At 34.6% G+C, this 24638-nt stretch carries 27 protein-coding genes; 19 read left to right on the top strand and 8 right to left on the bottom strand.

All coding sequences use genetic code 11. The features are described from left to right. Positions 1 to 130: 130 nt before the first annotated feature. Positions 131 to 1078 (top strand): helix-turn-helix transcriptional regulator, encoded by a 948-nt coding sequence (locus I6L50_RS03935; protein ID WP_113938332.1) that lies wholly within the window; start codon positions 131 to 133, stop codon positions 1076 to 1078. A 65-nt stretch (positions 1079 to 1143) separates the two neighbouring features. Here the strand turns inward: I6L50_RS03935 and I6L50_RS03930 are convergent, their stop codons facing one another. Next, positions 1144 to 1245, bottom strand: coding sequence for a DUF3948 family protein (locus I6L50_RS03930; RefSeq protein WP_219300629.1), 102 nt, complete (start codon positions 1243 to 1245; stop codon positions 1144 to 1146). A gap of 254 nt (positions 1246 to 1499) precedes the next feature. Next, on the bottom strand, positions 1500 to 2366 hold the full coding sequence (locus I6L50_RS03925; RefSeq protein ID WP_219300627.1) for a LysR family transcriptional regulator: 867 nt from the start codon (positions 2364 to 2366) through the stop codon (positions 1500 to 1502). A gap of 105 nt (positions 2367 to 2471) precedes the next feature. Here I6L50_RS03925 and I6L50_RS03920 point away from each other — a divergent pair, with 105 nt between their 5' ends. Together I6L50_RS03920 and I6L50_RS03915 are read left to right on the top strand one after the other, a co-directional pair. Beyond that, positions 2472 to 3440, top strand: coding sequence for a DMT family transporter (locus I6L50_RS03920; protein WP_219300625.1), 969 nt, complete (start codon positions 2472 to 2474; stop codon positions 3438 to 3440). Between the two features lie 21 nt (positions 3441 to 3461). After that, positions 3462 to 3602, top strand: coding sequence for a YrzO family protein (locus tag I6L50_RS03915; RefSeq protein WP_002063481.1), 141 nt, complete (start codon positions 3462 to 3464; stop codon positions 3600 to 3602). Positions 3603 to 3671: 69 nt separating this feature from the next. Here the strand turns inward: I6L50_RS03915 and I6L50_RS03910 are convergent, their stop codons facing one another. Further along, positions 3672 to 3767 carry a DUF3948 family protein gene (locus I6L50_RS03910; RefSeq protein ID WP_002124767.1) on the bottom strand — a complete coding sequence of 32 codons (96 nt, stop codon included), beginning with the start codon at positions 3765 to 3767 and terminating at the stop codon, positions 3672 to 3674. A gap of 336 nt (positions 3768 to 4103) precedes the next feature. Between I6L50_RS03910 and I6L50_RS03905 the strand changes: the two genes are divergently transcribed. Next, a complete protein-coding gene (locus I6L50_RS03905) occupies positions 4104 to 4709 on the top strand; it encodes a lysophospholipid acyltransferase family protein (RefSeq protein ID WP_002063482.1) in 606 nt (201 codons plus the stop codon). 70 nt (positions 4710 to 4779) lie between these two features. On the opposite strand, the gene I6L50_RS03900 is transcribed toward I6L50_RS03905, so the two are convergent. Continuing rightward, complete coding sequence (locus I6L50_RS03900; protein WP_002124767.1) at positions 4780 to 4875, bottom strand: DUF3948 family protein; 96 nt, start codon at positions 4873 to 4875, stop codon at positions 4780 to 4782. Between the two features lie 305 nt (positions 4876 to 5180). Between I6L50_RS03900 and I6L50_RS03895 the strand changes: the two genes are divergently transcribed. The 5 genes from I6L50_RS03895 to I6L50_RS03875 all read left to right on the top strand — a co-directional run bounded on the left by I6L50_RS03895 (position 5181) and on the right by I6L50_RS03875 (position 9734). Continuing rightward, a complete protein-coding gene (locus I6L50_RS03895; protein ID WP_113938335.1) occupies positions 5181 to 6158 on the top strand; it encodes a LacI family DNA-binding transcriptional regulator in 978 nt (325 codons plus the stop codon). Positions 6159 to 6318: 160 nt separating this feature from the next. Then, a complete protein-coding gene (locus I6L50_RS03890; protein ID WP_002139893.1) occupies positions 6319 to 6648 on the top strand; it encodes a PH domain-containing protein in 330 nt (109 codons plus the stop codon). Between the two features lie 117 nt (positions 6649 to 6765). Beyond that, complete coding sequence (locus tag I6L50_RS03885; protein WP_002009911.1) at positions 6766 to 7602, top strand: YitT family protein; 837 nt, start codon at positions 6766 to 6768, stop codon at positions 7600 to 7602. Between the two features lie 260 nt (positions 7603 to 7862). Beyond that, positions 7863 to 8219 carry a YxeA family protein gene (locus tag I6L50_RS03880; RefSeq protein ID WP_002029403.1) on the top strand — a complete coding sequence of 119 codons (357 nt, stop codon included), beginning with the start codon at positions 7863 to 7865 and terminating at the stop codon, positions 8217 to 8219. 744 nt (positions 8220 to 8963) lie between these two features. Beyond that, on the top strand, positions 8964 to 9734 hold the full coding sequence (locus tag I6L50_RS03875) for a TatD family hydrolase (protein WP_219300622.1): 771 nt from the start codon (positions 8964 to 8966) through the stop codon (positions 9732 to 9734). 31 nt (positions 9735 to 9765) lie between these two features. On the opposite strand, the gene I6L50_RS03870 is transcribed toward I6L50_RS03875, so the two are convergent. Beyond that, positions 9766 to 11415, bottom strand: a complete 1650-nt coding sequence (locus I6L50_RS03870) for a DUF2334 domain-containing protein (protein ID WP_219300620.1) — start codon at positions 11413 to 11415, stop codon at positions 9766 to 9768. 248 nt (positions 11416 to 11663) lie between these two features. Between I6L50_RS03870 and I6L50_RS03865 the strand changes: the two genes are divergently transcribed. Continuing rightward, entirely contained in the window at positions 11664 to 12197 is a 534-nt protein-coding gene (locus I6L50_RS03865; RefSeq protein ID WP_000713256.1) for a transglycosylase SLT domain-containing protein, read from the top strand. 11 nt (positions 12198 to 12208) lie between these two features. Here I6L50_RS03865 and I6L50_RS03860 read toward each other — a convergent pair whose 3' ends face one another. Further along, positions 12209 to 13003: a DUF4931 domain-containing protein gene (locus I6L50_RS03860; RefSeq protein WP_434088081.1), complete on the bottom strand. Its 795-nt coding sequence runs from the start codon at positions 13001 to 13003 to the stop codon at positions 12209 to 12211. Between the two features lie 135 nt (positions 13004 to 13138). Further along, positions 13139 to 13273: a spore coat protein B gene (locus I6L50_RS03855; RefSeq protein WP_219300618.1), complete on the bottom strand. Its 135-nt coding sequence runs from the start codon at positions 13271 to 13273 to the stop codon at positions 13139 to 13141. Positions 13274 to 13693: 420 nt separating this feature from the next. Here I6L50_RS03855 and I6L50_RS35645 point away from each other — a divergent pair, with 420 nt between their 5' ends. From I6L50_RS35645 to I6L50_RS03825, 7 genes are all read left to right on the top strand, one after another. Next, complete coding sequence (locus I6L50_RS35645) at positions 13694 to 13828, top strand: RAxF-45 family protein (RefSeq protein WP_002139888.1); 135 nt, start codon at positions 13694 to 13696, stop codon at positions 13826 to 13828. A 124-nt stretch (positions 13829 to 13952) separates the two neighbouring features. Then, positions 13953 to 15839, top strand: a complete 1887-nt coding sequence (gene abc-f, locus I6L50_RS03850) for a ribosomal protection-like ABC-F family protein (RefSeq protein ID WP_113938338.1) — start codon at positions 13953 to 13955, stop codon at positions 15837 to 15839. Between the two features lie 153 nt (positions 15840 to 15992). Then, positions 15993 to 17186, top strand: a complete 1194-nt coding sequence (locus I6L50_RS03845) for a sensor histidine kinase (protein WP_078185466.1) — start codon at positions 15993 to 15995, stop codon at positions 17184 to 17186. Next, entirely contained in the window at positions 17183 to 17839 is a 657-nt protein-coding gene (locus I6L50_RS03840) for a response regulator (RefSeq protein ID WP_063218196.1), read from the top strand. Before I6L50_RS03845 ends, I6L50_RS03840 begins: the two co-directional genes overlap by 4 nt. A 138-nt stretch (positions 17840 to 17977) precedes the next feature. Next, positions 17978 to 18910 carry an ABC transporter ATP-binding protein gene (locus I6L50_RS03835; RefSeq protein WP_000960163.1) on the top strand — a complete coding sequence of 311 codons (933 nt, stop codon included), beginning with the start codon at positions 17978 to 17980 and terminating at the stop codon, positions 18908 to 18910. Positions 18911 to 18925: 15 nt separating this feature from the next. After that, positions 18926 to 20122: an ABC transporter permease gene (locus tag I6L50_RS03830; protein WP_219300616.1), complete on the top strand. Its 1197-nt coding sequence runs from the start codon at positions 18926 to 18928 to the stop codon at positions 20120 to 20122. Positions 20123 to 20133: 11 nt separating this feature from the next. Further along, positions 20134 to 21279 carry an ABC transporter permease gene (locus tag I6L50_RS03825; protein ID WP_219300614.1) on the top strand — a complete coding sequence of 382 codons (1146 nt, stop codon included), beginning with the start codon at positions 20134 to 20136 and terminating at the stop codon, positions 21277 to 21279. A gap of 15 nt (positions 21280 to 21294) precedes the next feature. Here I6L50_RS03825 and I6L50_RS03820 read toward each other — a convergent pair whose 3' ends face one another. Next, on the bottom strand, positions 21295 to 21492 hold the full coding sequence (locus I6L50_RS03820) for a hypothetical protein (RefSeq protein WP_000369259.1): 198 nt from the start codon (positions 21490 to 21492) through the stop codon (positions 21295 to 21297). Positions 21493 to 21840: 348 nt separating this feature from the next. Here I6L50_RS03820 and I6L50_RS03815 point away from each other — a divergent pair, with 348 nt between their 5' ends. Beyond that, positions 21841 to 23568 (top strand): ABC transporter substrate-binding protein, encoded by a 1728-nt coding sequence (locus I6L50_RS03815; protein ID WP_219300612.1) that lies wholly within the window; start codon positions 21841 to 21843, stop codon positions 23566 to 23568. 107 nt (positions 23569 to 23675) lie between these two features. Beyond that, positions 23676 to 24632 carry an ABC transporter permease gene (locus I6L50_RS03810; protein ID WP_061689743.1) on the top strand — a complete coding sequence of 319 codons (957 nt, stop codon included), beginning with the start codon at positions 23676 to 23678 and terminating at the stop codon, positions 24630 to 24632. Positions 24633 to 24638: the final 6 nt, after the last annotated feature.

Raw genomic sequence — 24638 nt, 5'->3', positions numbered from 1 at the left:
AAATCCCCTTTCGTTTTGACATATTCAATTATAACTAAATATAACTAATTATAACTAGTTATAATTGAATATAATTTGAACGATTGAGTTGTTTTTAAAAAATAGGAGAAATATTCTTTTCTTTGTTACAATGAAGGAAGAAAGTGAGGAATCGTCTATGGATCATCATTCCTACACAACGGAAGAAGTAGCGAAGCGATTAAAGGTATCAAAATTAACTGTATATGACTTGATTAAAAAGGGAGAACTTCCTTCTTATAGGGTTGGTAGACAAATGCGCATTGATGCAGCTGATTTAGAACAATATATAAAGCAAATGAAAACAGGGAAGGTACAATTTACTCCTGTAAAGAAGGACGAAATTAGTAGTTCGAATACACGCATCATTAGTGGTCAAGAACTAACGTTAGATATGTTGGCAAAGCATATAGAAAATCGATTGCCAAATTCTAATATATTGAGAGCGTATCAAGGTAGTTTAACGAGTTTAGTGAAGATGTACCAAGGAGAAGGAAGCGTCGTTAGTTTACACTTATTTGATGGTGAAACGGGCACATATAATGTTCCTTACGTAAAACGTATTTTAGTTGGACAACCATGTATTATGATTAATTTATTATCAAGGAATGTAGGGTTTTATGTGCAAAAAGGGAATCCCAAAAATATAAAAACATGGGCTGATTTATCTCAGTCATCTATACGATTTGTAAATCGAGAAAAGGGTTCCGGTATTAGGGTATTAGTGGATGAGCAATTGCGAATTCAAAAAATAAATAAAGAAGATATTAGCGGTTATGAATGGGAAGAATCGAATCACCTTGGTGTTGCTTCGCAAGTTGCGAATGGAAAAGCTGATGTTGGAGTAGGGTCAGAAAAGTTTTCGCAAATTGTAAATGTAGACTTTATTCCAATAATGAAAGAACAGTATGATTTAGTACTTCTGAAGAATAGAGAAAATGAGGAACTTATTGAGGTTATAAAAGAGGTTTTGCAATCTGAAGAGTTTCACAATGAATTAAAAGCAATTGGTGGATATGATATAAGCAAAACAGGCCAAATTATATATGAAACAAACTAAAAAGCTGCTTGTCTATAAGACGAGCAGCCTTTTCTATATATAAAGGGGTTGGGGGAAACAAAGTGTTAAATAAGACTTTGAGCAAGTGCATAAATGAATGCAGTAAGAAGAGTAGCTCCACTTGCAAGTCCGATAAAGTCTGATTTGTTAAATGTAATGATGTTCATAATAATCTCTCCTTATTTGTTTAATGTAGTTGCAACTGCTTTTGCATCGACAAGTGCGGATAGCACCATGCCCATTGTATTTAAAAATTTGTTTGATTTCATTTTGTTCATCATGCGTATCCGCTCCTTTTCGAATTGTTGTTGCCCTGCTTATGTCTTAATTATAGGAAATATGATCAGTTACAACTATCGAATTAGCTTACGGGAGACTTACACTTTTGTAAGAAAAAAAGACATTCGTGTAAGAATGTCCTTCACAGCATATTGATATGATGATGCTCTTCAATTGTTTTTAAAAAGCTACGCATTGAATTGGTCATGTAGCTATCTTTGCGGCGTATGAAAACCGTTGAAATACTACCGTATTTTTCAGGGATTGCATGACAATGTACCTTGCCAGCTTTAGAAAGATGGTGGACAGCAGACTGCGGTACGAGTGTAATACCAAGGCCAAGTGCAACACTGTTTAGTATTGTTTCTAATATATTAAATTCCATAATTCTTTTTGGCAGCAAACCTTCATCTTTAAGCCATCGCTCTAATTTTGAACGGTATCCACATCCTTGATTAAAAACGAGTAGGGGCGTCGTAGTAAATTCTTCTATATGAAAAGCTTTATTTTGTGTAACAAGCATTAATTTCTCAGTACTAACATCGTATTGTTCAATTAGTGGATGTTTAATAGGACCTGATATAAAGGCGCCATCTAATTGATGATCAAGTACTTCTCTAATAAGTTCTTCCGTTAGACCGGCTTGTAATGATAAATCGACATTTGGATAGCTTTTATAGTAAGAAGACAAGATGGTAGGTAATGTACTGACTGTTTCAACTGTACCAATTTTTAATATGCCAGATGGTGTTTCACTATCTAAAAACACTTGTTTTAGCTCTTCAACATCTTGCAAAATTTTATGAACGTAAACGAGCATCTTTCTTCCTTCAGCTGTTAAAGTCATGCCTCGCTTATGACGGTAAAATAGAGGTGTTTTCAGCTCGTTTTCTAATTGTTTAATACGTGCGGTTACATTTGATTGTACATAATTTAATTCCTTTGCTGCGCCGCTTACACTACCGCGGTTGGCAACGCTCTGGAAGATTTGTAAGTCTCGTAATTCCATTTTATGCTCCTCCTTGATGTTAACTATCATTTTGAATCATTTTACGTGATATATTTTTTCTTTTACAATTCTCTTTGTGCAAATAGAAAGAAGTGAGGGATTGCGGTGAGAAGAAGTCAAATGATAATAGGTGCGTTGGCATGTTTAGTTGCAAGTATGTCATGGGGAGCAATGTTTCCGGTTGCTGATCATGCTCTAGAATACATAGATCCATTTTATTTTTCACTTATTCGCTATGGAGCGGTAGCAATTGTACTGATTGTATTATTGCTAATGAAAGAAGGAAAGAAAGCATTTCGCTTAGAAGGAAGAGGAAAGTTACTCGTCTTTTTTGGAACAATGGCGTTTACCGTATATAATGTATTAATTTTTCTAGGACAAATGTTAATGGGAAAATCAGGTGTGATGGTAGCTTCTATTATGGAGGCGCTTATGCCGATGATTTCAATTTGTATTTTATGGGGATATAAAAATATAAAGCCGAAGAAGTATATGATAACGAGCATGATTATCGCATTTGTAGGGGCTGTATTTGTTATTACGAAAGGTGATATGAGTTTCTTTTTAACATTGAAAGATAACATGTTTTCACTAGCATTTATATTTGTTGGTGTTGTAGGATGGGTTATTTATACGATGGGTGGTCAAACGTGTAGTGATTGGTCTACGTTACGTTATTCTACGTTGACCTGTGTATTTGGTACGGCTGTCACAGGAATTATAACGGTAATCATTACGGCGCTTGGATACGTTTCAGTCCCAAGTATGGAAACGATTTCTATTGTGAAATATGATTTATTATTTATGATGACATTACCAGGTATTGTAGCGCTACTTGCTTGGAACTACGGTGTGAAAATCTTATCATCAATTAATGGTATTTTATTTATTAACTTTGTGCCAATTACTACTTTAGTTATTATGATGATACAAGGATATAAAATAACGACATTTGATGTATTAGGAACATTATTTGTTATTGCAGCGCTTATTCGTAATAATGTTTGTCAGAGAAAAGAAGAAAATATAAATAAACAAATTTTGCAAGAAAAGCAATTGCGTCAAGCTGTTTAATAGGCAACTGGAGGATTTTATATGTTAGAAAGTTTATTGTTTTTCTTTGCTGCTGGAGTTGCCTGCGAGCTTGCAGCAATTAATCGAAACGGTCGTAAAAATATAAAACAACAAGCTGAACTGATACAGCTTTTAAAAGACTTGAAGGAAAGAAAAAATTAAAAAGACGACCGGGCATAGACGGTCGTCTTTTCTATTATTATTTATATAAAGGGGAAAGGGGACACAAAGTTATATAAGCGTAGCAGCGTAAATGAAAGCAGTAAGAAGAATCGAGCCGCTAGCCAGTCCTAAAAAATCTAATTTGTTAAAAGTCATGTTATTCATTATAAATTCTCCTTACTTGTTTAATGTAGAAGCAACAGCTTTTGCATCGATAAGAGCGGAAAATACCATGCCCATTGTATTTAAGAAGTTGTTCGTTTTCATTTTGTTCATCATATAGATCCGCTCCTTTTCAAATGGTTGTTGTTACTTTCTAACTTAATTGTATAAGATAGTGGAGGGAGTCACTATCGAATTAGCTTACAAGAAAATTACACTTTTGTAAGAATTGAAATTTAACAATAAATACTTATTTTTATTACCAACTCCTAAAACTTAGTGTTATAATCGTTGTAAGAAAATGATTATACTTCGGATATTCAGAAAGGAACGAAACAAATGTATAAACCAATTACATTTTCGTTGAAATATATATTTAAAATGGCTGGGAAGGTAGAAGTACAAGGGAGAGAGAAATTACCGGAAGATGGCCCTTACGTTGTTGCATGTACACATACAAGTTTTATGGATGTTTTAATGTTAGCGGCAGGAATGTACCCAACCCAAATTCATTACATGGCAAAAAAAGAATTGTTTGAAGGGAAATTTAAAAATTGGTTTTTTAAAAATGTAAATGCATTCCCTGTAGACCGTGCGAATCCAGGGCCAAGCACATTAAAAATTCCATCACGTTTATTAAAAGAAGGAAAAGTAGTAGGGATTTTCCCGAGTGGGACGAGGTCATCAGAAGACGTTTCACTAAAAGCTGGGGCTGTTACGATTGCAATGCGTTCTAACGTTCCGTTAATACCGGCAGCTTATGTTGGTCCATCAAGTATAAAAGAATTGATAAAAGGAAAAAAAGCGCGATTAGTTTTTGGAGACCCAATTCAAATTGATGCTGAAGAACAAATAGATCGAAAAACGGCTATGAAGATGATGACAGATGAATTAAATGCAAAGTTTGAAGAACTAAAGGAAGTTTTGCAGCCGAATCAAAGCTAAAAAAGACGACCGGGTATAGACGGTCGTCTTTTCTATTATTATTTATATAAAGGGGAAAGGGGACACAAAGTTATATAAGCGTAGCAGCGTAAATGAAAGCAGTAAGAAGAATCGAGCCGCTAGCCAGTCCTAAAAAATCTAATTTGTTAAAAGTCATGTTATTCATTATAAATTCTCCTTACTTGTTTAATGTAGAAGCAACAGCTTTTGCATCGATAAGAGCGGAAAATACCATGCCCATTGTATTTAAGAAATTGTTCGTTTTCATTTTGTTCATCATATAGATCCGCTCCTTTTCAAATGGTTGTTGCCCTGTTTCTGACTTAATTATATGAAATGTTGCGGAGAGTCACTATCGAATTAGCTTACAGGGAAATTACACTTTTGTAAGAAAAACGAATGAAAGTGTCATGATGAGAAGAGTTGACATATGTTCATGTGATTCATTAAGTTAAAAGTAGAGGTGAGTGTATGGCTAATATTAAAGATATTGCAAAGATGGCTGGGGTTTCAGTTACGACTGTTTCGAGGGTATTAAATGATCATCCATATGTAAGTGAAGAAAAAAGGAAAGTTGTTTTAGAAATAGTTGAGAAATTGAATTACTCGCAAAATGCAAATGCTGTTCATTTATCAAAAGGGAAGACGAATATTGTTGGCGTGATTTTACCTTATATTAATCATCCGTCTTTTGATGCGATGGTGGGTGGAATGATGGAAGTTGCGTTAGCTCACAACTATCGAGTGCTTCTTTGTCAAACGAACTACAATAAAAAAGAAGAAATGAAAAGTTTACATATGTTGAAAACAAAGCAACTAGACGGTCTTATCATTTGTTCTCGTGCTAATGAGTGGGAAACTATAGAGCCTTATGCAGCGTATGGGGCGGTTATTGCTTGTGAGGATAATGATATTGAAAGCATATCGAGTGTATATACAGATCATTTTAATGCCTTTCAATTAGGGATGAGTTACCTTATTGAAAAAGGTTATAAGAAGATTGGATATTGTACGGGAAGAAAGTTAGGGCCAAGTAGTAAGAAACGTTTTGATGCTTATAAACAACAGCTACAATTAATAGATGAAGAAGTGATGGAAGATTGGATTTTCACAGAATGCTTTACGTTAGAAGATGGTGTAAGAGTTGCACATCAATTCAAGGAGATGGAGAATCCTCCTGAAGCATTAATAGTGGCAGGAGATGAGGTCGCTATTGGGATCATGACAGAAGTTGAAAAATTAGGTATTAAAGTTCCAGAGGATTTAGCGATTATTGGTTTTGATAACCAACCGATTTCTCAAGTTTTACAACTGACAACCATTGACCAAAATTTAAAGGGAATAGGTAAGACGGCTTTTGAAATGTTTTACAGGCAAGTAAGTGATGAGAGTTCTAAACAAGAAAAGATGGAAATTCCATATAAACTTGTGGAACGTTCTACAGTTTAGTCATAATCCGTTATGTGTATAATCACATAACGGATTATTTTTTGAAATGTCTTTGACAGGAAACGCGTTTCATACTTTATAAAAGAGTTACACCGGTCTGTAATAATCCATGGATTCTTTTCAAGTGTTAAAACAATGAATAGAATTTGGAGGGATATGCATGAATGAGCTTTTATTAAGTATGAAAAAATATGTAGAGGATGACGAAAAGATTTTAGCGTTTGTCGTAGGGATATTTGAAAAGGATGACTTTACTTTATGTTATCAACATGGGATTTTTGTTGCCACTACTAGACGTCTTCTATTTTACGGGAAATTTCCGTGCTATCCTGCGATATTTGAAGAGTATTCGTATTTGCATATAGATGACATAGATTTCCGTCCATATTTCGAATGTACTTGTAATCGTGAAACCATTAGAGCTAAGTATATTCAGAGTGGGAATGTGGAGCGCTTTGTCCGTACAGTTAGAGCGAATATGAATAATTAATCACCCCTTTGTTTAAACATAATATCTTGGTCTTTGTGAGGGGAAATGCGGAATAAAAACAACTTCTAAACCTCTAGGAGATAGTGATACAATGTCAAATGGGGGGAGGTATGAACTATGGTTAATCAACGTATAAAGGAAATAACACTAATTACAATTGGTTCATTATTATTCGCAATTGGTATTAATTACTTTGCAATTCCAAACCGTTTATCAGAGGGTGGAATTATTGGTTTAACAGTTGTTACGTACTATTTATTTGATTGGTCACCGGGAATTGTGAATTTTGGTTTGAATGCAATTTTATTAGCTGTAGGTTATAAATTTTTTGATAAGAAAACGATGGTTTACACAATTATAGGTATTGTGGAAACATCTTTGTTTTTATATGTTACAGAACATATCGAATATCAAGTAAATAGTGATACGTTACTAGCAGCTTTATTTGCTGGTGTATTTGTAGGTATCGGATTAGGCTGTATGTTCAAAGCTGGAGGTACATCAGGAGGATCGGCAATTTTAGCTCGACTAGCAAATCAATATTTAGGTTGGAGCGTTGGTAAAGGCGTACTTATTATTGATATCGTTGTAATTGCTGGCTCTGTATTTATAATAGGACAAGAAAAGGCAATGTATACACTTGTAGCTGTATTTGTCGGAGCGAAAGTAATTGATTTCATCGTGGAAGGTATGGATACAAAAACAGCTGTTACGATTATTTCGAATCAACCAGACTTAATTCGAGAGACTATTACGAAAAACATGACGCGCGGTGTCACTGTATTAGAAGGACGCGGCGGATATACTGGTAAAAATAAAGAAGTTTTATATATCGTTATTAATAAACAAGAGCTTGTTAAGTTAAAGCAAGTTATTAGTAGAGTTGATGAAGATGCCTTCGTTGTCATTCACGATGTGCGTGATGTACTTGGCGGTGGCTTTAAAGCAAGCTAAAAGGTGAACGAGAAAATTCGTTCATCTTTTTTTATCCCGCATTAACGGGCAGTAGAACTCCCACCTCAAAATTCAGCTGGAGCAAAGAAGTTAGGTGGGAGATCAACTGCCCGTAAACGCCCGATTGGTGAGGGCTGATTAAAGTTTCACTTTATTCTTACAAAAATGTAAGGGTAATGTAATGGGATTGAATGGTAGATTAAATTCCTGCTCTTTAGAATGGATGTATAAGTATCCTGCAGAGGAGGAAGATCAGTATTATGAAGAAAAAAATAATTACTACTGTAATAGCTATGGTAGTGATAGTAGTAGTATTACTACCTACGAAACTTGGACCAGTTATTGATAAATATAATCCGCTTTATACGACGAAAGAATACTATACAATTGTGGATGCGATTGGTCAGCATGTCGGTGATGAATGGTATGAATATGAATTTATTGCATTTGATGAACGTGGAAGAGAACAAAAAATAAAGAAGACTGTTAAGCATATGTTAAAGAGAGATGAAGCATTAAAGGTGTACGCAAAAGGACGCTACGGCGAGGCAATTGAAGAAATTGAAGCTGTAAATATTCCTATTAATGCGAAGAGTAAACTTTTAACGATGAGATAGCGAATTATACCCCGCCTATTTTTTGTCGAAAATAAAAATACTAGGTAGTGGTATTTTAGGTTCGTGAAAAAACCTTAGTCCATATGGACTAAGGTTTTTCTTATTATATAAAGGGGAAGGGGGTACATTGTAGTAGCATGAGTGAAAGGTATAAGAAGAGTCGGCTACTAGCAATGTAATTTGGTTATGTGAGTATTCTTCTTATTTGGCTTACTTTCTAACTTTATTGTACGAAATATAGGTAAGGGAAACTATCGAATTACATTACACATAGCTTACAAACATGTAAGCCTTCTGTAATGTAATTCGATGGTTAAAATATAGTAAATTTCATATAGTGTAACTAGAAAGTCTCACTGTATCACTTTCTGTTTGTAATGTTAATGAAGAATGAAAAACCAACTAATTTTTAATAGCCCTCATCTCTATTTAGATGAGGCTCTTTTTCAAACCTTACAACATTGTAAGGTTTACGTAAGTTAATTCGATAGTAAATTTGTCATATTTTTTGCATAATAGATACAAATAGATAAAAAATAATTAGGGATATATTAAGAAGGGAGAAAACTGGGATGCGTAAAGAAGAAGTAGTGAAGTTTCCAATTAAAGATTTCTGTAGCTACTTTACTGTTGCCGTAGTATGTATTGGATTATTTGATATAATAACAAATTTAATTGTTAACTAATATAGATGATAAAACAAGAAGGAAGACCCTTTCTTGTTTTTTTTATGGGGGCATAAAGATGAAATTGATTGATAGCCATATACATGTTGATCAATATGAGAATGAAGAGAAAAGTAGATTATTTATAGATGTGGAAAACAGTAAAGAGATACAAGGGCTTATTGCAGTATCTATGAATTATCAATCATGTCTAGAAACTTTATCTTTAGCAAAGCGATATCCTTTTGTACATCCAGCAATAGGTTTTCATCCGGAGCAGCTGATTCATAAAGAGGAATGTGAGCAAATTTATAAATTAATTGAAGATCATGTAGAGGAAATCGTTGCGATTGGTGAAGTGGGCTTGCCATATTATTTAAGGAAAGAAGATGAAAATATTGCTATTGATCCATACATAGCGGTGTTAAAAAAGTTTGTGGAACTAGCTAGTAAATACGATTTACCAATTATATTGCATGCGGTTTATGAAGATACTGACACTGTATGTGGTTTACTTGAAGAATATAAAGTTTCGCGTGCACACTTTCATTGGTTTAAAGGAAGTGAAGAGACAATGAAACGGATGATGAGGAACGGTTATTATATTTCTATCACACCGGATGTTTTACATAAGGAGAAAATTAGAAAAATCGTTTCGTATTATCCGCTTGAATATATGATGGTAGAAACAGATGGGCCGTGGGAATTTCAGAAGGATACGATGACACATCCTTATATGATAAAAGATGTATTACAAGAAATTAGTATAATAAAAAAAATATCAGTAGAGAAAGTTACTGAGAAAATATATGCGAATACGGTGCGATTTTATAAAGTTAGTGAGTCATAAAAAAACACCAAGCATCTCGCTTGGTGTTTTTTTATGACTCTAATTTTTTCGCACGTCTTAATAATAAAAGAAAGACAATTATAATGAACCCAATTATAAGGAAGAACCCATATTGTTTTATATAATCAATTATGTCATTCGCACTTGTTGGTTTTTCAACGTGAATGCCTTCTTTATTAGTAGTAATATGAATATCTTTCATTTTTACTTCATTCATGTCTTTTTGTAAATCAATCCACTCTATGTTTGGAATACTTTCTAGTTCTTTTAATACTTCTTTTAATGGTTCAACGCCCAAGTAAGGATGATAAAATGCACCGATAATTCCATCAGATAGTTTAGTGATAGATAAAGCACGTTCTTTCATTTTTGCTATAGCTTGTGGCTTCCCTTCTTCAATAAAGCCAACAGTTTCAGGAATTAATTTCATCCCATGTAAAAATGACGGTGTACTTATATAAGCCGGTGAGTGCATTGATTTCCAAGTTGTATCGTTTAGTTGTATTTGTCCTACATAAGTTGAAAAATATTGTGATAGTATTTCATATCCTTTTTGAGACATTGTATAGTGCGGAGCTTCAAAGGCAACTGGATATAATTTAGCTTCTACAAGCTCTGTAATCCCTTTTTCAATATGATCTTTAATATATTTTTCTTCGAAGGCTTTCCCGTTTTTTACGTATTTATTATAGTCTTCTGTAGACTGAAAATCTTTTTTTGTTTTTGATTTTTCATGGTTTGGTTGGCGAATTGGTTGATCTGTTTTTACATCCCAAAATTCAAAACCTTCGCCAGTTTCACTATCATAAAACTGATGTGTGTAACCATGCATAACGATAGAGCCACCATTATCTTGCATAAAGTGTAAAACATCGATTAATTCAGAGTTATCCTTTAAATGTACTGTTTTTCCTGTGTCTGGATCTTTGTAAACAGGGATAACGGTAATCATATAAGGGAGCTTTTTCTCTTTTAGTAATTCAGCGATTTCTTTTAATTGCTTTACATCTACAGCTGGATGAACGTCTTCAAGGCGTAAATAAGCTGAAGTTTTATTTGTTTCAGGTTTTTGTCCGAAATAAGAAAATAACATTTCACCGACGTAATGAGATATCCAATCGAAAAGGTTTGGAGTTGCAACATAATAGGATGTTCCTTGCTGAATGATTAACGGATGAGTTCCATCAGCACTCAAGGCGTAAGCAAGAGTTGTTCCTTTTGTTTCAATTTTCTTCATTAAGCGTTCTTCATGTAATTCATTTTTTAACTGGTTAGTCGGATATTCTATAGTGTGAATTCGTATATCGGTTTCTTTCGAGGTAATGAAAGAAAAACGATTAGATAATTGTTCAACATTTTGTCCTAAAACTAATATGGGACCTGAGAAGTTTTCTGGAAATTGTTTTGCTGCAATAGAAAAATCTTCTTTTTTCTCTCCGATATAAACAATATGTGTATAAGAAGATGATTCAGTAATTTCCTTTACTTCCTTTAAGCTTTTTACTGTTATATCTTTTGTAAAGTGCCCTAACTGAGTATTAAGGATTTGTACATTGTTTGTAATTTTGTTGTCTTCTGTACTATACAAAACGAGTACTTTTGATTTTGATGATGTTTGTGCAGAGGTATGTATAGGAATGAGTAGTAAAATGCTGAAAAAGATTAGTAGAGTTCTTTTCATTTATTTATGCTCCTATTCTATATATGGAATTCAATTTACAATTATATACAAGAAATAAGTTATAGTCCATGTAAGTTACATTTTTGCACGTATTTACCATATTTTTTTTCGCAAAATCGGTCTAAAGCATGATGATAATATGTATAGTAATTTGCTATGATTGAAAGGTAAGAGAATGATAGAGTGTTGGTAATTGTAAAAGAAAGGCTGAAAGGGGACAAATTTCAGCGGAGAAAGAGGTAGAGGTAGTGAAGAAATTCTTTGTAGGATTTTTAGTTGTTCTTGGAGTGTATTTATATTTCCAAGGAAAGTCTGAAGGAATGGGTAAGCTAATGAATGAGACAAGCTATGTTGATTCAGAAGAAGCAAAACAGATGAAACAAATCATTATAGAGGAAGCAAAGAAAGTAAACCTTCCGGAATGGATACCTCTTACAATTGCCGAACACGAAAGTAGGTTAAATCCAAGAAGTGTTGGAGATAACGGAACTTCATTCGGATTGTTTCAATTACACCGCGGTGGTGGGCTTGCGCCAGATCATTTAACTGATGAAGAGCTGAAAGATCCACGTACAAATGCGCAAATTGCAATGCCGCATTTAATGAAAGGTTATAAGCGCGGGGTGCAAAAAGGTTTGACTGATTTTGCATTACTGAAATATATAGCGAATACATCTGGATGGCCAGGGAATTTAGGACCAGAGTGGACGGATAACAATATGAAGTATAACATCGGATTAGAGGATGTATACTATCGAAATAAAGGTGTAATCAAAGAGTAGGTTTTTTATACCTACTCTGTTTTTTTATGAATAATTTCATCCTTTTCTTTCGTGAAATACTGCGCTAGTTGTATTTTCACCTCTTCTAGTTTTGTAGAAACTTGTGGTATTTTATATCCTACATACAACGGTGAAACGACAAACCTAGGAACAACTTTACAAATGATTTTTCCATTTAGATGATAGAAGAATAAGTTATAACTACTACATCCTTTATGGAAATCTGTCAGTATGTAACGTACAGTTTGCTGAATATAATTGGCCATTTCATCTATAAATGCAATATCTTCAATGATGATATTAAATTCAGTAAAGCCGATAATAGGACGCCCTGAAATGTTGAGTTCAATGCGTTCATTTTTTTGAACAATTACCCCTTGAAAATTTGCTTCTTCAATATTTTCAAGATAGTCTACATGTTTCATTCCGATAATTTGCATATGTGCATGATGCAAACTTCCGCCTGAAAATGGACCATGATTTTTGTATAAAATCACAGAAGTGAATTCTTCATTTTCCTGTAAGTTTAACCAATGGAGAATAGAGAAGCGAATTAGTTTTCTCATATGTTCTTCTGTATATGTTGCGATATGGTCTTCGCAATTATCTGTTTCGATTAGCACGGTTTGAAAGGTATCCTTTAATGTAGGGAATTTATTTTTTAACCAAATAATAGAGCCCTCAGTTGCTAAAATATCCGTTAAATTTTTTCTGTCACAAAAAGGACATGCAGCACGTCTGTTCCGAATGCTTTCTGGTTTTTGTTTACCGATATCATTTAAAAAATATAGTTGTTGTGTATCCATTTGTATATATGCCCCTTTAAAATATATGTAAAAATCCCGCTTAATACATTCGGGAAAAGGAGAAGGAAATCCTTTAAAGGGAATAGGGAAAAATAAAAGACAAGATATCCTCATTGCAATAGGGTACCTTGTCTTTTATTTTTTCTTTAATAGTGTGTATGGATAATATAGAGCATTTTCATTTTCATTTTGTTTCTTTTTTCTATTTTTTATTGTGTATAAGGCAATTGCTGTACTTGCGATTACAATAATGGCTTTCTTCATATTCATATACCCCTTTTTATTGTTGGTTTAATTCTTGGCTAACTGCTTTCGCATCAACTAAAGCATGTAAGATCATTTTTACCATGTTCATCATAGTTCTTTCCTCCCTTTTATAGTTCGTTTAGTTCTTTTACAACTGCTTGTCCGTTCACTAATACCTCAAAGATTGCTTTTACGAGTTCTTTCATCATGATTGTTTCCTCCTTGTTTTTGTCTCTCTTGTTTATATCTTTATTGTATAGGGAGGCATCTTTTCGTACTATCGCTTTCCATTACGTGAACATAACAGTTTTGTAAGATTTGATGTCACTTATTGAAATGTTTAGTCTATCTTCATTATTTTCAGAAAAATGACTATTCAAACATAAATCGGGGAAGTATAATAAAGAAGTAAGTATTAAATTCCGTACGAAAGGAGTGAATGAGATGAAATGTTCTTTAGCTACGCGCGCAAAATTTTTAGATTATATCTATATTTGTCGTGCGATTTTTCATGATGTAGTTGTTAACGGGATACGTATGCCCTTTTTTAACAATTGCATAGTAGCTATTGAACGATAGAAGTCTCTTCACCCATTTTTGATAAACGTGTGAAAAGGGAGCTATTTGGCTTCCTTTTTCTATGACAAAAACCATGGGGAATGTTTCTTTCCCATGGTTTTTTATATTGAAAGGAGTACGGAAAATGACAATTTGTAGTGTAAATAATGTAAAGAAATCTTTTGGTGGAAACATCATATTTGAAAATATATCGCTTGAAATAAAGAATGGAGAACGTATTGGATTAGTTGGTCGTAACGGTAGTGGGAAGACAACTATCTTTCAGCTTCTAACAGGAATGGAGAGTTTGGATGCAGGAGCCATTCATATGAAGAAAGGTACATGCATCGGTCATGTAGCACAAATTCCAAAATTCAATAATGAAATGAATGTATATGATGTATTAAGCTCCGCTTTTAAAAAGGAAAAAGAGTTGGAGATAGAAATGCATGCTTTAGAAAAAAATATGGCAGAAGAACAGGAATCATCTGCTTTACAAAAATTGATGGAGAGATACGGAGTAATTCAAGAAAGGTACGCGTTTCTCGGTGGTTATGAAATAGAAGCGAATATTATGAAGGTAGCAAATGGTCTACAGGTGACGGAACTATTTCGAAGGTCATTTATGGAGATAAGTGGTGGAGAACAAACAAAAGTAAGCCTTGCGTATATGCTATTGCAGAAACCAGATCTACTTTTGTTAGATGAACCAACAAATCATTTGGACTTATTTGCAGTCGAGTGGTTAGAGCAATTTCTAAAAGAATATACAGGAACAGTTATGGTCATTTCGCACGATCGCTATTTCCTTGATGAAGTTGTAACGAAAATTTTTGATTTAGAAGATGGAGAAATTCACGTATATCATACGAACTATTCACAGTTTGTTGAGGAAAAGGAAGAAAGGCTGCTTCAAGAATTTCAAGCGTATCAAGAACAGCAAAAGAAAATAAAGAAAATGAAAGAAGCAATTAAGCGTCTACGTGAATGGGCAAATCAAGCGAATCCGCCGAATGAAGGATTGCATAAGAGAGCGAGAAATATGGAACGTGCATTAGAGCGTATAGAGAAACTAAAGAGACCCATTTTGGATAGAAAACAGATGGGACTTCAGTTTGAAGGGCAAGAGAGAAGCGGGAAAGATGTTGTTGTAATGAAAGAAGTGAGTAAAGGATTTGCTGAACGATCTTTATTTGAGAAAGTAAATTTGCATCTTCGTTTTCAGGAGCGCGCAGCTATCGTTGGACGTAATGGTACAGGAAAAACTACGCTATTAAAACTATTACTAAAAGAAATGCAGCAAGATGCTGGAGAAATTCGAATTGGTAGTAGTGTGAAAATCGGTTATTTATCGCAACATGCGCACGGGAATATGAAGAACAATGTATTGGAAGCTTTCAGAGATTGCGTGGCTGTAACAGAGGGAGAAGCAAGACATATATTAGCGCGATTTTTATTTTATGGTCCAGCTGTTTTTAAGAAAGTAACGCAACTTAGCGGCGGAGAAAAAATGAGGTTAAGACTCGCGCAACTTATGTATCAAGATGTTAATTTTCTTATTTTAGATGAACCGACGAATCATCTTGATATTGAATCAAGGGAAGTTTTAGAGGAGGCCCTTGAACAATATAATGGGACTATTTTAGCTGTTTCACATGATCGTTATTTCTTAAATAAGTTATTTGAAAAAACATATTGGATTGATGAGCACAAATTATTTGAGTTTGCAGGGAACTATGCATGGGCTCGTCAAAAGTGGGAAGAAAGAATTGAGAAACAAGTAGCAAAACAGAAGCAGCAACAGCAAGGGAATAAAGTGTTAAAAGTAATGCCTATAAAAAAGAAGGAGTCTAGGAATTTAGAGGAAGTTGAAAACGAGTTAATGCATATAGAAGAAGATATATATGCACTCGAATGTAAAATGGAACATGTAGTTGATGTTGAAATGCTTGAACAATTGTATGAAGAAAAAACGAAAAACGAGTTTTTGCGAGCGGAGTTATATAATGAGTTAGAGAATATTGTGGAGTAAAGAAAATAGAATGAAAAAGAGCAAGTTGTTTTCTCATATTTTTGGGGAGGGCTTGCTCTTTTTAGTATAATGAAAGTAGAAAAATTGGTATAATTTTCTTGTTAATGTGATAAGAGAATGAACTTTAGGTCACTAAAACGTGGGGAGAATTTTATGTTAGGATATGCGCGGATTGCTACAATCGTCATGATTTGCTTAGTTTACGCAAATCATGTTTCACGTGAAACAGAAAATTTACAAATTTTTGTCGGTATTGCACTTTTTATTTATATTGTGAATCATATTTTGCTTGTAAAAGCAAAAGGGAGTAGGAAACTTGTTTTTTATACCTTGCTCACAAATGGTATTGTCACAGCGTTATTAGGGTTTTTATTTCCCGAGACATGTTTATATTTAATTATATTTGGAATTGATGCGGTAGGATTATTTATTCATGATTGGCGTAAAAGGATGACTTATTTTTTTATCGCTTTTTTCTTTCTTTGTTGGTTTATAAATATACTACATACGTATCAACATACAGAGAGTCTGGAATTGGAGAGTAATGCAATTAACTTTATGTTTATCATTTTCAGTGCTTTAGCTGGAAACTTAATAAAAAAACTTACAGCTGCGCGGAAAATGGTAGATGAGCAATATGAGGAATTAGCATTATCTCATACAGCTTTAAAAGAAGCACATGAACAATTAAGGCTATATGCCAAAGAGGTAGAGGAATTGACGGCGGTTCGGGAGCGAAATGATATTGCCCGAGAAATTCATGATACCGTGGGTCATAATATGACAGCTTTGCTTGTGCAGTTGCAACTAGCGGAAGCGCTATGGAAGCAAAACTCAGATACGACAGAAACGGTTTTACATACATGTTATGAACTGGCTAGAAAGTCACTTCAAGAAGTAAGAGCTTCTGTTCATGCTTTAAAAGAGGAAAGCAAACTAGGAAACATAGTAGAAAATATGCGTGGAATGTTGAATGAATATTCTAAAATGACGAAAGTACAAGCATCTTTTCGATTACAAGGAGATCCTGTTACAATTCCATTGTCGCTACATCCTACATTACTTCGTATTATGCAAGAGTCTTTAACAAATGCAAAACGTCACGGGAAAGCGAGTTTATGTGAAGTGAGTTTAACTTGTTCAATGAAACAAGTTAAACTCTGTATTTCGGATAATGGTGTGGGAGTCAACGAGGTAAGTCCAGGTTTTGGTTTACTTAATATGAAAGAACGTGTAGAGGAACATGGTGGAACTATTCAATTTGAGAGTGAGATAGAAAAAGGCTTCCAGTTACAGATTGAATTTCCGCTTCAGGAGAAAACATGGGTAATAGGGGGAACGGTATGATTCGCATTATGATTGTTGATGATCAATCACTCATTCGAGATGGTTTAGCGATGTTATTAAATTTACGTCCAGAACTTGAAGTAGTGGGAACGGCTACGGATGGAGACGAAGTGATACAAAAAGTGAAAGAGCTACATCCTGAAATTATTTTGATGGATATTCGGATGCCTCGTATGAATGGTGTTGAAGGAACACGTTTAGTTAGAGAACAGTTCCCTCATATAAAGGTTCTTATGTTGACGACATTCAATGATAGTGAGCTTATTTTTGAAGCATTGGAGCAAGGAGCGAGTGGTTATTTATTGAAGGATATGGAGACAGATGCAATCGCGCAAGCAATTTTAACGGTGCATAGTGGCGGGGTTGTGCTTCCTCAGGATATAACAGCGCAAATTATAGAGGAATTAAAAAAGACGAAAGTGGCAGTAGAGTGTAACCCACCAGAACAACTAAAACAATTAACTGAGCGAGAAGTAGATGTTTTAAGAGCAATTGGACTGGGGTTAAATAATAAAGAGATTGCCGAAAAGCTATTTATTACCGAGGGAACTGTTAAGAATCATGTTTCTAATTTGATTAGTAAGCTAGAACTGAGAGATCGAACACAAGCTGCGATATACGCAGTAAGGTATGGCGTCACGATGTACACATGACTTTTGGCATATATAAGTGTGAAAAAGCAGCGGAATTTGCTGCTTTTTTATTTTGTATTTCTATCTTAAGGCTGATGGAGAAGAAAAGAAATTTTTCTACAATGAAAGTGTAGATGAATACAAAGGGGCTGAATCAATATGTTAGTCATAGATCATATTACGAAATCATTTGGCAAGAAGGAAATCGTAAAGAATGTTTCTTTTGAAGTGAAAAAAGGTGAAACATTTGGGTTGCTTGGACCAAATGGAGCGGGGAAATCAACGACGATATCAATGATTTGCGGGTTAATTCCATACGATAGTGGTGATATAAAAGTTGGTGGGAAATCTGTAAAAGAGTATCCATTAGAAGCGAAAAAGAAAATCGGTATTGTCCCGCAAGACATTGCGCTGTATCCGACACTTTCAGCAAAGGAAAATTTAATCTTCTGGGGAAAGATGTACGGTTTAAATGGAAAAGTTGCAAAAGAACGGGCAGAGGAAGTGTTAGCTTACGTCGGTTTACAGGATCGGGGAAAAGATAAAATTGAAACATTTTCAGGTGGAATGAAAAGGCGTATTAATATTGGTGCAGCACTTATGCACGAACCAGAGTTATTAATTATGGATGAACCGACAGTCGGGATTGATCCGCAATCGAGAAATCATATTTTAGAGACTGTTAAAAAGTTAAATGAAAAAGGTATGACGGTCATTTATACGAGTCATTACATGGAAGAAGTTGAGTATTTATGTGAGCGAATTGCCATCGTTGATCATGGAAAGGTAATTGCACTAGGAACGAAAAGAGAGCTATGTAATCGTCTAACAGATGGGTTTATGGTGAAATTACAATTAAATCGCTACAGTACGGAACTGCTACAAAAGTTGAAGGCACTACCTGTTGTTGAGCGGATTATTTTTGACGAAGATAGTAGCACGATTGATATTGGACTAAATGGTGGCGAGGCAATTGGCATAGTTGTTTCAGAAGTTGTTGAAAACAAAGCTCAAATTTTAAAACTGGAAGTAAAAGAACCGAATTTAGAGGCACTTTTTTTACAATTAACAGGACGTTCACTTCGTGATTAAGGGGGTTAGTACGAGATGAGAAGTTTCATTATTGCATGGAAAGATTTAAAAATCCGTTTAATTGATCGGCGCGGATTTATGATGATGTTAATTATGCCACTTGTATTAACGGCCATTTTAGGTTCAGCATTAAGTAATGTATTTGAGAGTGGTGGACTACCGAAAACAGTAATTGGCTATTATCAAGAGGGAACGGATGAGTTTGCCGATGTCTTTCAAAAAGATGTATTGCAATCTAAAGAAATAAAAGATGATGTGAAAGTAAAGGTAGTTAATTCTCAGGAAGAGCTTGAAGATATGTTAAAGGGAAAGAAAATCGATGTAGGAATTGTCATCCCAAATAAATGGAGCGAACAAGTACAAGATGGAAAATTAAAAGAACCAAAGGTGCTTATAGACCCATCAAAAGATATACAAGCAAAAATTGCTGAGTCAATGATCCGCTCTTTTTCAGAACGTGTTCAAACAGTCGCAGTATCTACTAAAAGTGTTGTAACAGAATTAGCAAAATCTCAGCAGAGTGATGTAGCACAAGTTGCAAAAGAGGTAAGTGGAAGTCTACAGACGATAGCAACTGCAAGTGTGGGTAACATCCAAAAAGGAACGGTAGGCAAAAAAACAGTTGCAGCGATGCAATATTATGCAGCAGCAATGTTAGTCATGTTTTTACTATATAACATAACAGTAGGTGCAAAGTCAGTTGTAACAGAGCAACGAACTGAAACGTTGGCGCGTTTGTTCAGTACACCGACGAGCTCATTTTCAATTTTATTCGGGAAGTTTTTAGGTACATTACTATTTGCCTGTATACAATTTGGAATATTTATAGTTGCTACACACTTTATGTTTCATGTGGAATGGGGCGCAGATGTGTCTCAAATAGTAGTGTTGGGAATTTCTTATGCAATTTGTGTTTCTGGTTTATCTATGTTAATCGCCGCTTTTATTCGTGAGGAAAAAACGGCAGATTTAATGGGGGGAATCGGTATTCAAATACTAGCTATATTAGGAGGATCAATGTTACCGATTTACGTATTTCCCGATACACTTCAAACAGTTGCGAATATTGCTCCGAATAAATGGGCACTTACGAGCTTCTTAAATATTATGTCGGGAACATCTTGGGATGTGCTATTTCCTGTCATTTTAAGTTTATGTAGTGCAGGAATTATCTCCGTTATGATTGGAACGTTACGTTTACGTACGAGATAGGAGGGGAAATGATGAAGAAAGTTTGGGCGCTTTGTTGGCTAGAATTAAAACAAATTTTAATTAAGCCACAAAGTTATATACTCATGTTTGGAATGCCTATTATTTTTACACTCATTTTCGGTGGACTTTTAGGCGGAAGTGGGAATGAGAAAGTAAATGTTAGTTTAGTAGATAAAGATGGTTCTGTATTATCTGGCAAGTATTATGAGGAAATAAAGAAAAGTGATTTAATTTCTATAGAAAAGGTAACGTATAGGGAAGGGACACAGAGGATCGAAGATAAGAAATCATCTGGTATAATCATCATTCCGAAAGATTTTCAAAAGAGTATGCTAGATGGAAAAGTAGAAAATATCCAATTTCAAGCCAGTGCTGATTTTACGGGTGGAACTTCTGTAGAGCAAGTATTAGCAAGTGCATTAAAAAAGATGGAGATAGAAGTTAGTGCAGCAAGAGATTTTGAGAAGAAAAGTAACACTTCGTGGGAAACGATGTATGAAACAATTTATACAAAAATAGATCCTGTTTCGATTCAAAAAGAATTGATTTTACACGATGATCAAAAGTTAAATAACGTTACAGGGCGAGCGGCAGGTTTTTCAATTCTATTCGTCATGATTGTCATGTTAAGTGCGACGGGAACCATTTTGAAAGCTAGACAACTTGGTGTTTGGTCTCGTTTATTAGGGGCACCAGTTTCAAAAGTTCAAATACTAGCAGGATATATCCTTTCCTTCTTTTTAATAGGGTGGATTCAATTTGGTGTTTTAATGATATTAACGCATTCATTATTTGATGTGCAGTGGGGAAATTTATTAGGGGTTATTACACTCGTTTCAGTATTGCTATTAGCGGTTATTGGTCTAGCTTTATTATTGGCAAGTATCGTGAAAACAACAGAACAGCAGTCCGCACTAGGGAATATCGTTGTAATTTCAACGTGTATGATTAGTGGTCTTTATTGGCCAATTGAAATTGAGCCTTCATGGATGCAAGCGGCGGCAAATTTTGTTCCGCAAACGTGGGCGATGCGTGGCTTTACTGAGTTAATTGTAAGGGGAGGTACATTAGCAGATATAGGAGTATATATTGGTATACTCATTTTATTTGCAGGAGTATTTTTCGTAATTGGTTTAACAAGAATACGTTATGACTGAAAAAAGAAAGCAGAGTTACAGCTTTACGCGCTGAACTCTGCTTTCTTTTTGTGTGGTATCTTCCCTTGTTGAAATTATAATAGCGATCCCGAGCATAATAAAAAAAGCTAAAAAGAGGACGAACTTTGGGAAGAAAGGGAATAGTAATAACGCCCCGACTATCATGATTGTTAATAGCACATAGTGCAGGACATATTGGAATAGGTTGTCCATATTTTCGCCCCCTTCTTGGTAGTTAATTGTTATTATTCTATGCGGGACTATTAGGTAATAGAATGAATTTTTTGCTAAGTTTATTTAAATTAAAGATTGATCAATAATTTCGAAAGAATTCTCAAAATATTTATATAGAAATAATTGACAAAATATACTGAAAGATATAAGCTAATAACCATAAAGTCTACCGGAAAGGTCGGAATAAGATTGTTACCCCTCAAAAACATCTTTTTTTACGTTTAAAACCGACTTTTCCGATTGGCTATGAAATGTTGCTGTGGGAGGCATACATTAGGCAAGCAGTTCATAAGGTGTAATTATTAAAAAAAAGTTAGGGTGGGGACAATGAAGAAAAAGACAAAAAAATGGGCTGGTGTATTTTCGGTATTACTGAGTAGTTCGCTTGTGTTATCTGCTTGTGGGGGACAGGAGGATACGGCTTCTACAGAACCAGTGCAAAAACAGGATTTAAAAGACTCTAAGATTGAAACAATTCCAGCTACAGATAAGAAGAAAAGCCCAGAAAAAGCAAATCAGCGCAAGGATACTTTTATCACGGCTATTTCTAAGCCAGGAGGCGTTTTCTTACCATATTTCCAAGAGAATGGTTGGGATGGAAACGTAACGTCTGTTATTTTTGCATCACTAGTAACAACAGACAAACAAGGTAAACCTACTCCAGACCTTGCAGAAAAATGGGATATTTCTGCTGATCAGTTAACATATACATTCCATTTACGTAAAGATTTAAAGTTTAGTGATGGTTCACCTTTAACAGCGGATGACGTAGCATTCACATTAACACTACTCCATGATAAAGCATATGAAGGTGGGGTGGATATTGCTCAGTATGCCATTAAAGGTGGGAAAGAATATAAAGAAGGAAAAGCAACTTCTATTGAAGGAGTTCAAGTTGTTAATCCACAAACAATTAAAATTATAACTGAAAAAGTTAATTCTCAGGCACTAACTGCTTTAGGTGGGTCAGTGTTATCAAAAGCTTATTATGGAAAAGAATATAAACAAAATACAAGTTTAGACTATTTAAAAGCGTTGTATGGGCAACCAATTGCTGCGGGACCATATAAATTTGAGAAATATGTTCCAGGTCAAGAAGTTCGCTTTGTTGCCAATGAACATTATTATGCAGGAAAACCGAAAATCAAAAACTTTATTTACAAAATAACATCAGGCGATACTGGATTCCAATTATTCCAAACAGGTGAACTGGATTATAGTGGATTTAGAGCAAATCCTGAAAATATAGAACAATTAAAAGGATTAGGTTTTGCGAATATTAATCTCGAGTCTTCTAGTGATATCGCTTATATTTATGTGAATAATAAGAAGCCATATTTGAAAGATAAGAAAGTCCGCCAAGCACTTATTTATGGGTTAGATCGTAAGAAGTATGTTGATACAGCTTTACAAGGATATGGTTCTGTTGCTAACGTACCAATTGCTCCAGTTTCGTGGGCATATACGGAAGAAGGAATTAATAAATATCCATACGACGTAGAAAAGGCTAAAAAATTATTGGATGAAGCTGGTTGGAAAGTAGGTTCTGACGGGGTTCGTGAAAAAGATGGTCAAAAATTAAAATTAACATACTACGCATCAAATACAGGAAAAACAAATGATATCTTTATTCCAATTGCAAAAGAAAGCTACAAAGCAATCGGTGTTGAAATAAATCCAGAGCTAATGGACTTTAATACGATGCTTTCAAAAGTGGGAAAAGGTGACTATGATTTAGCAGCGGTTTCAACACCAGGAATTAGTGATCCAAGTGAAGTGGTAAGTGACTACTTATCAACTAACCCAAAAAGTGATACAGGTTATAGTAATCCGAAAGTTGATGAATTAATTGTAAAAGGCATAGAGACGACAGATATTGAAAAACGTAAAGCAGTTTATAAAGAACTGTATAAAGAGTTAAGCGATGATCCACCGGTTATTTTACTAAACTATCGTAAACTACTTTACGCTCACAATGCACGTATACAAGGCATCAATCCAGAAAAATATGATGGTATTAGTTCTAACTTACCAGTGCTATCAGTTGAAAAATAAAGATTAACTGAAATAATAGAAGACATTTTTTCATACAGCAAGGAATAAACGCTGCTTTGAAAAAATGTTCTTCTATTTTTAAGTAAATAGGATTGGGGAGACAAAAGGTGAAAACATACATCATTCGTAGGTTTCTACAAATGATTCCTACATTGTTTGGTACGTCCATTATTATCTTTTTCTTATTTGCACTCTTGCCAGGTGATTATATTGATTCTAATCCAAAGTTAACACCAGAGAGAGCTCAAGAATTAAGGGAACTGTATGGTTTAAATAAGCCGATTATTGAAAGATACTTTCACTGGCTAGGTAACGCACTGCACGGTGATTTTGGCTTCTCATTACAATATCAAGAACCAGTAACATCATTACTTAATAAGTTCATTTGGAATACATTTATTGTTGCAGTTGCAGCTTTATTTTTCACTTGGATTATTGCTCTTATAATTGGTGTTGTTTCAGCAACAAAACAGCATTCATGGTTTGATAGACTTGTAACAATTGGTGTTTTTGCTGCAATGTCATTCCCATCATTTTTTATAGGATTGTTCTTAATTAAATTATTGGCAGTTGATTTAAATTTATTACCAATTGGCGGCATGATTGATATTGGAAGTAATTCGACAGGTATCACATACATATTGGAAGTATTACGTCATATGATTCTGCCTGTATTTATTTTAACGCTTCTCGGTGTAGGGTCATTAACACGATATTTTAGAACAGGTATGTTGGATGTTGTAAGACAAGACTATATTCGTACTGCACGTGCAAAAGGGTTGAAAGAAAGAAAAGTTATTTATAAGCATGCATTGAAAAATGCAATTTTACCAGCGATTACTTTACTTGCGTTTGAATTACCAGGCTTATTTTCTGGCGCAATTATTATTGAACAAATCTTTAACTGGCCAGGGATTGGAAGTATTCAATTAGAAGCATTGAACTTTCGTGATTATACAGTATTAATGGCATTTACGATGTTTCTTTCTTGTTTAACAATTATGGCGAACTTTTTTGCAGATATTGTATATGGGCTTGTTGATCCACGAATTCGACTGAAGTAAGGGGGG

The sequence above is a fragment of the Bacillus sp. FDAARGOS_1420 genome, from assembly GCF_019344915.1.
Classification (GTDB): Bacteria; Bacillota; Bacilli; order Bacillales; family Bacillaceae_G; genus Bacillus_A; species Bacillus_A mycoides.
Note: the sequence above shows the minus strand (reverse complement) of the source record. Positions and strands in the feature narration are given on the sequence as shown.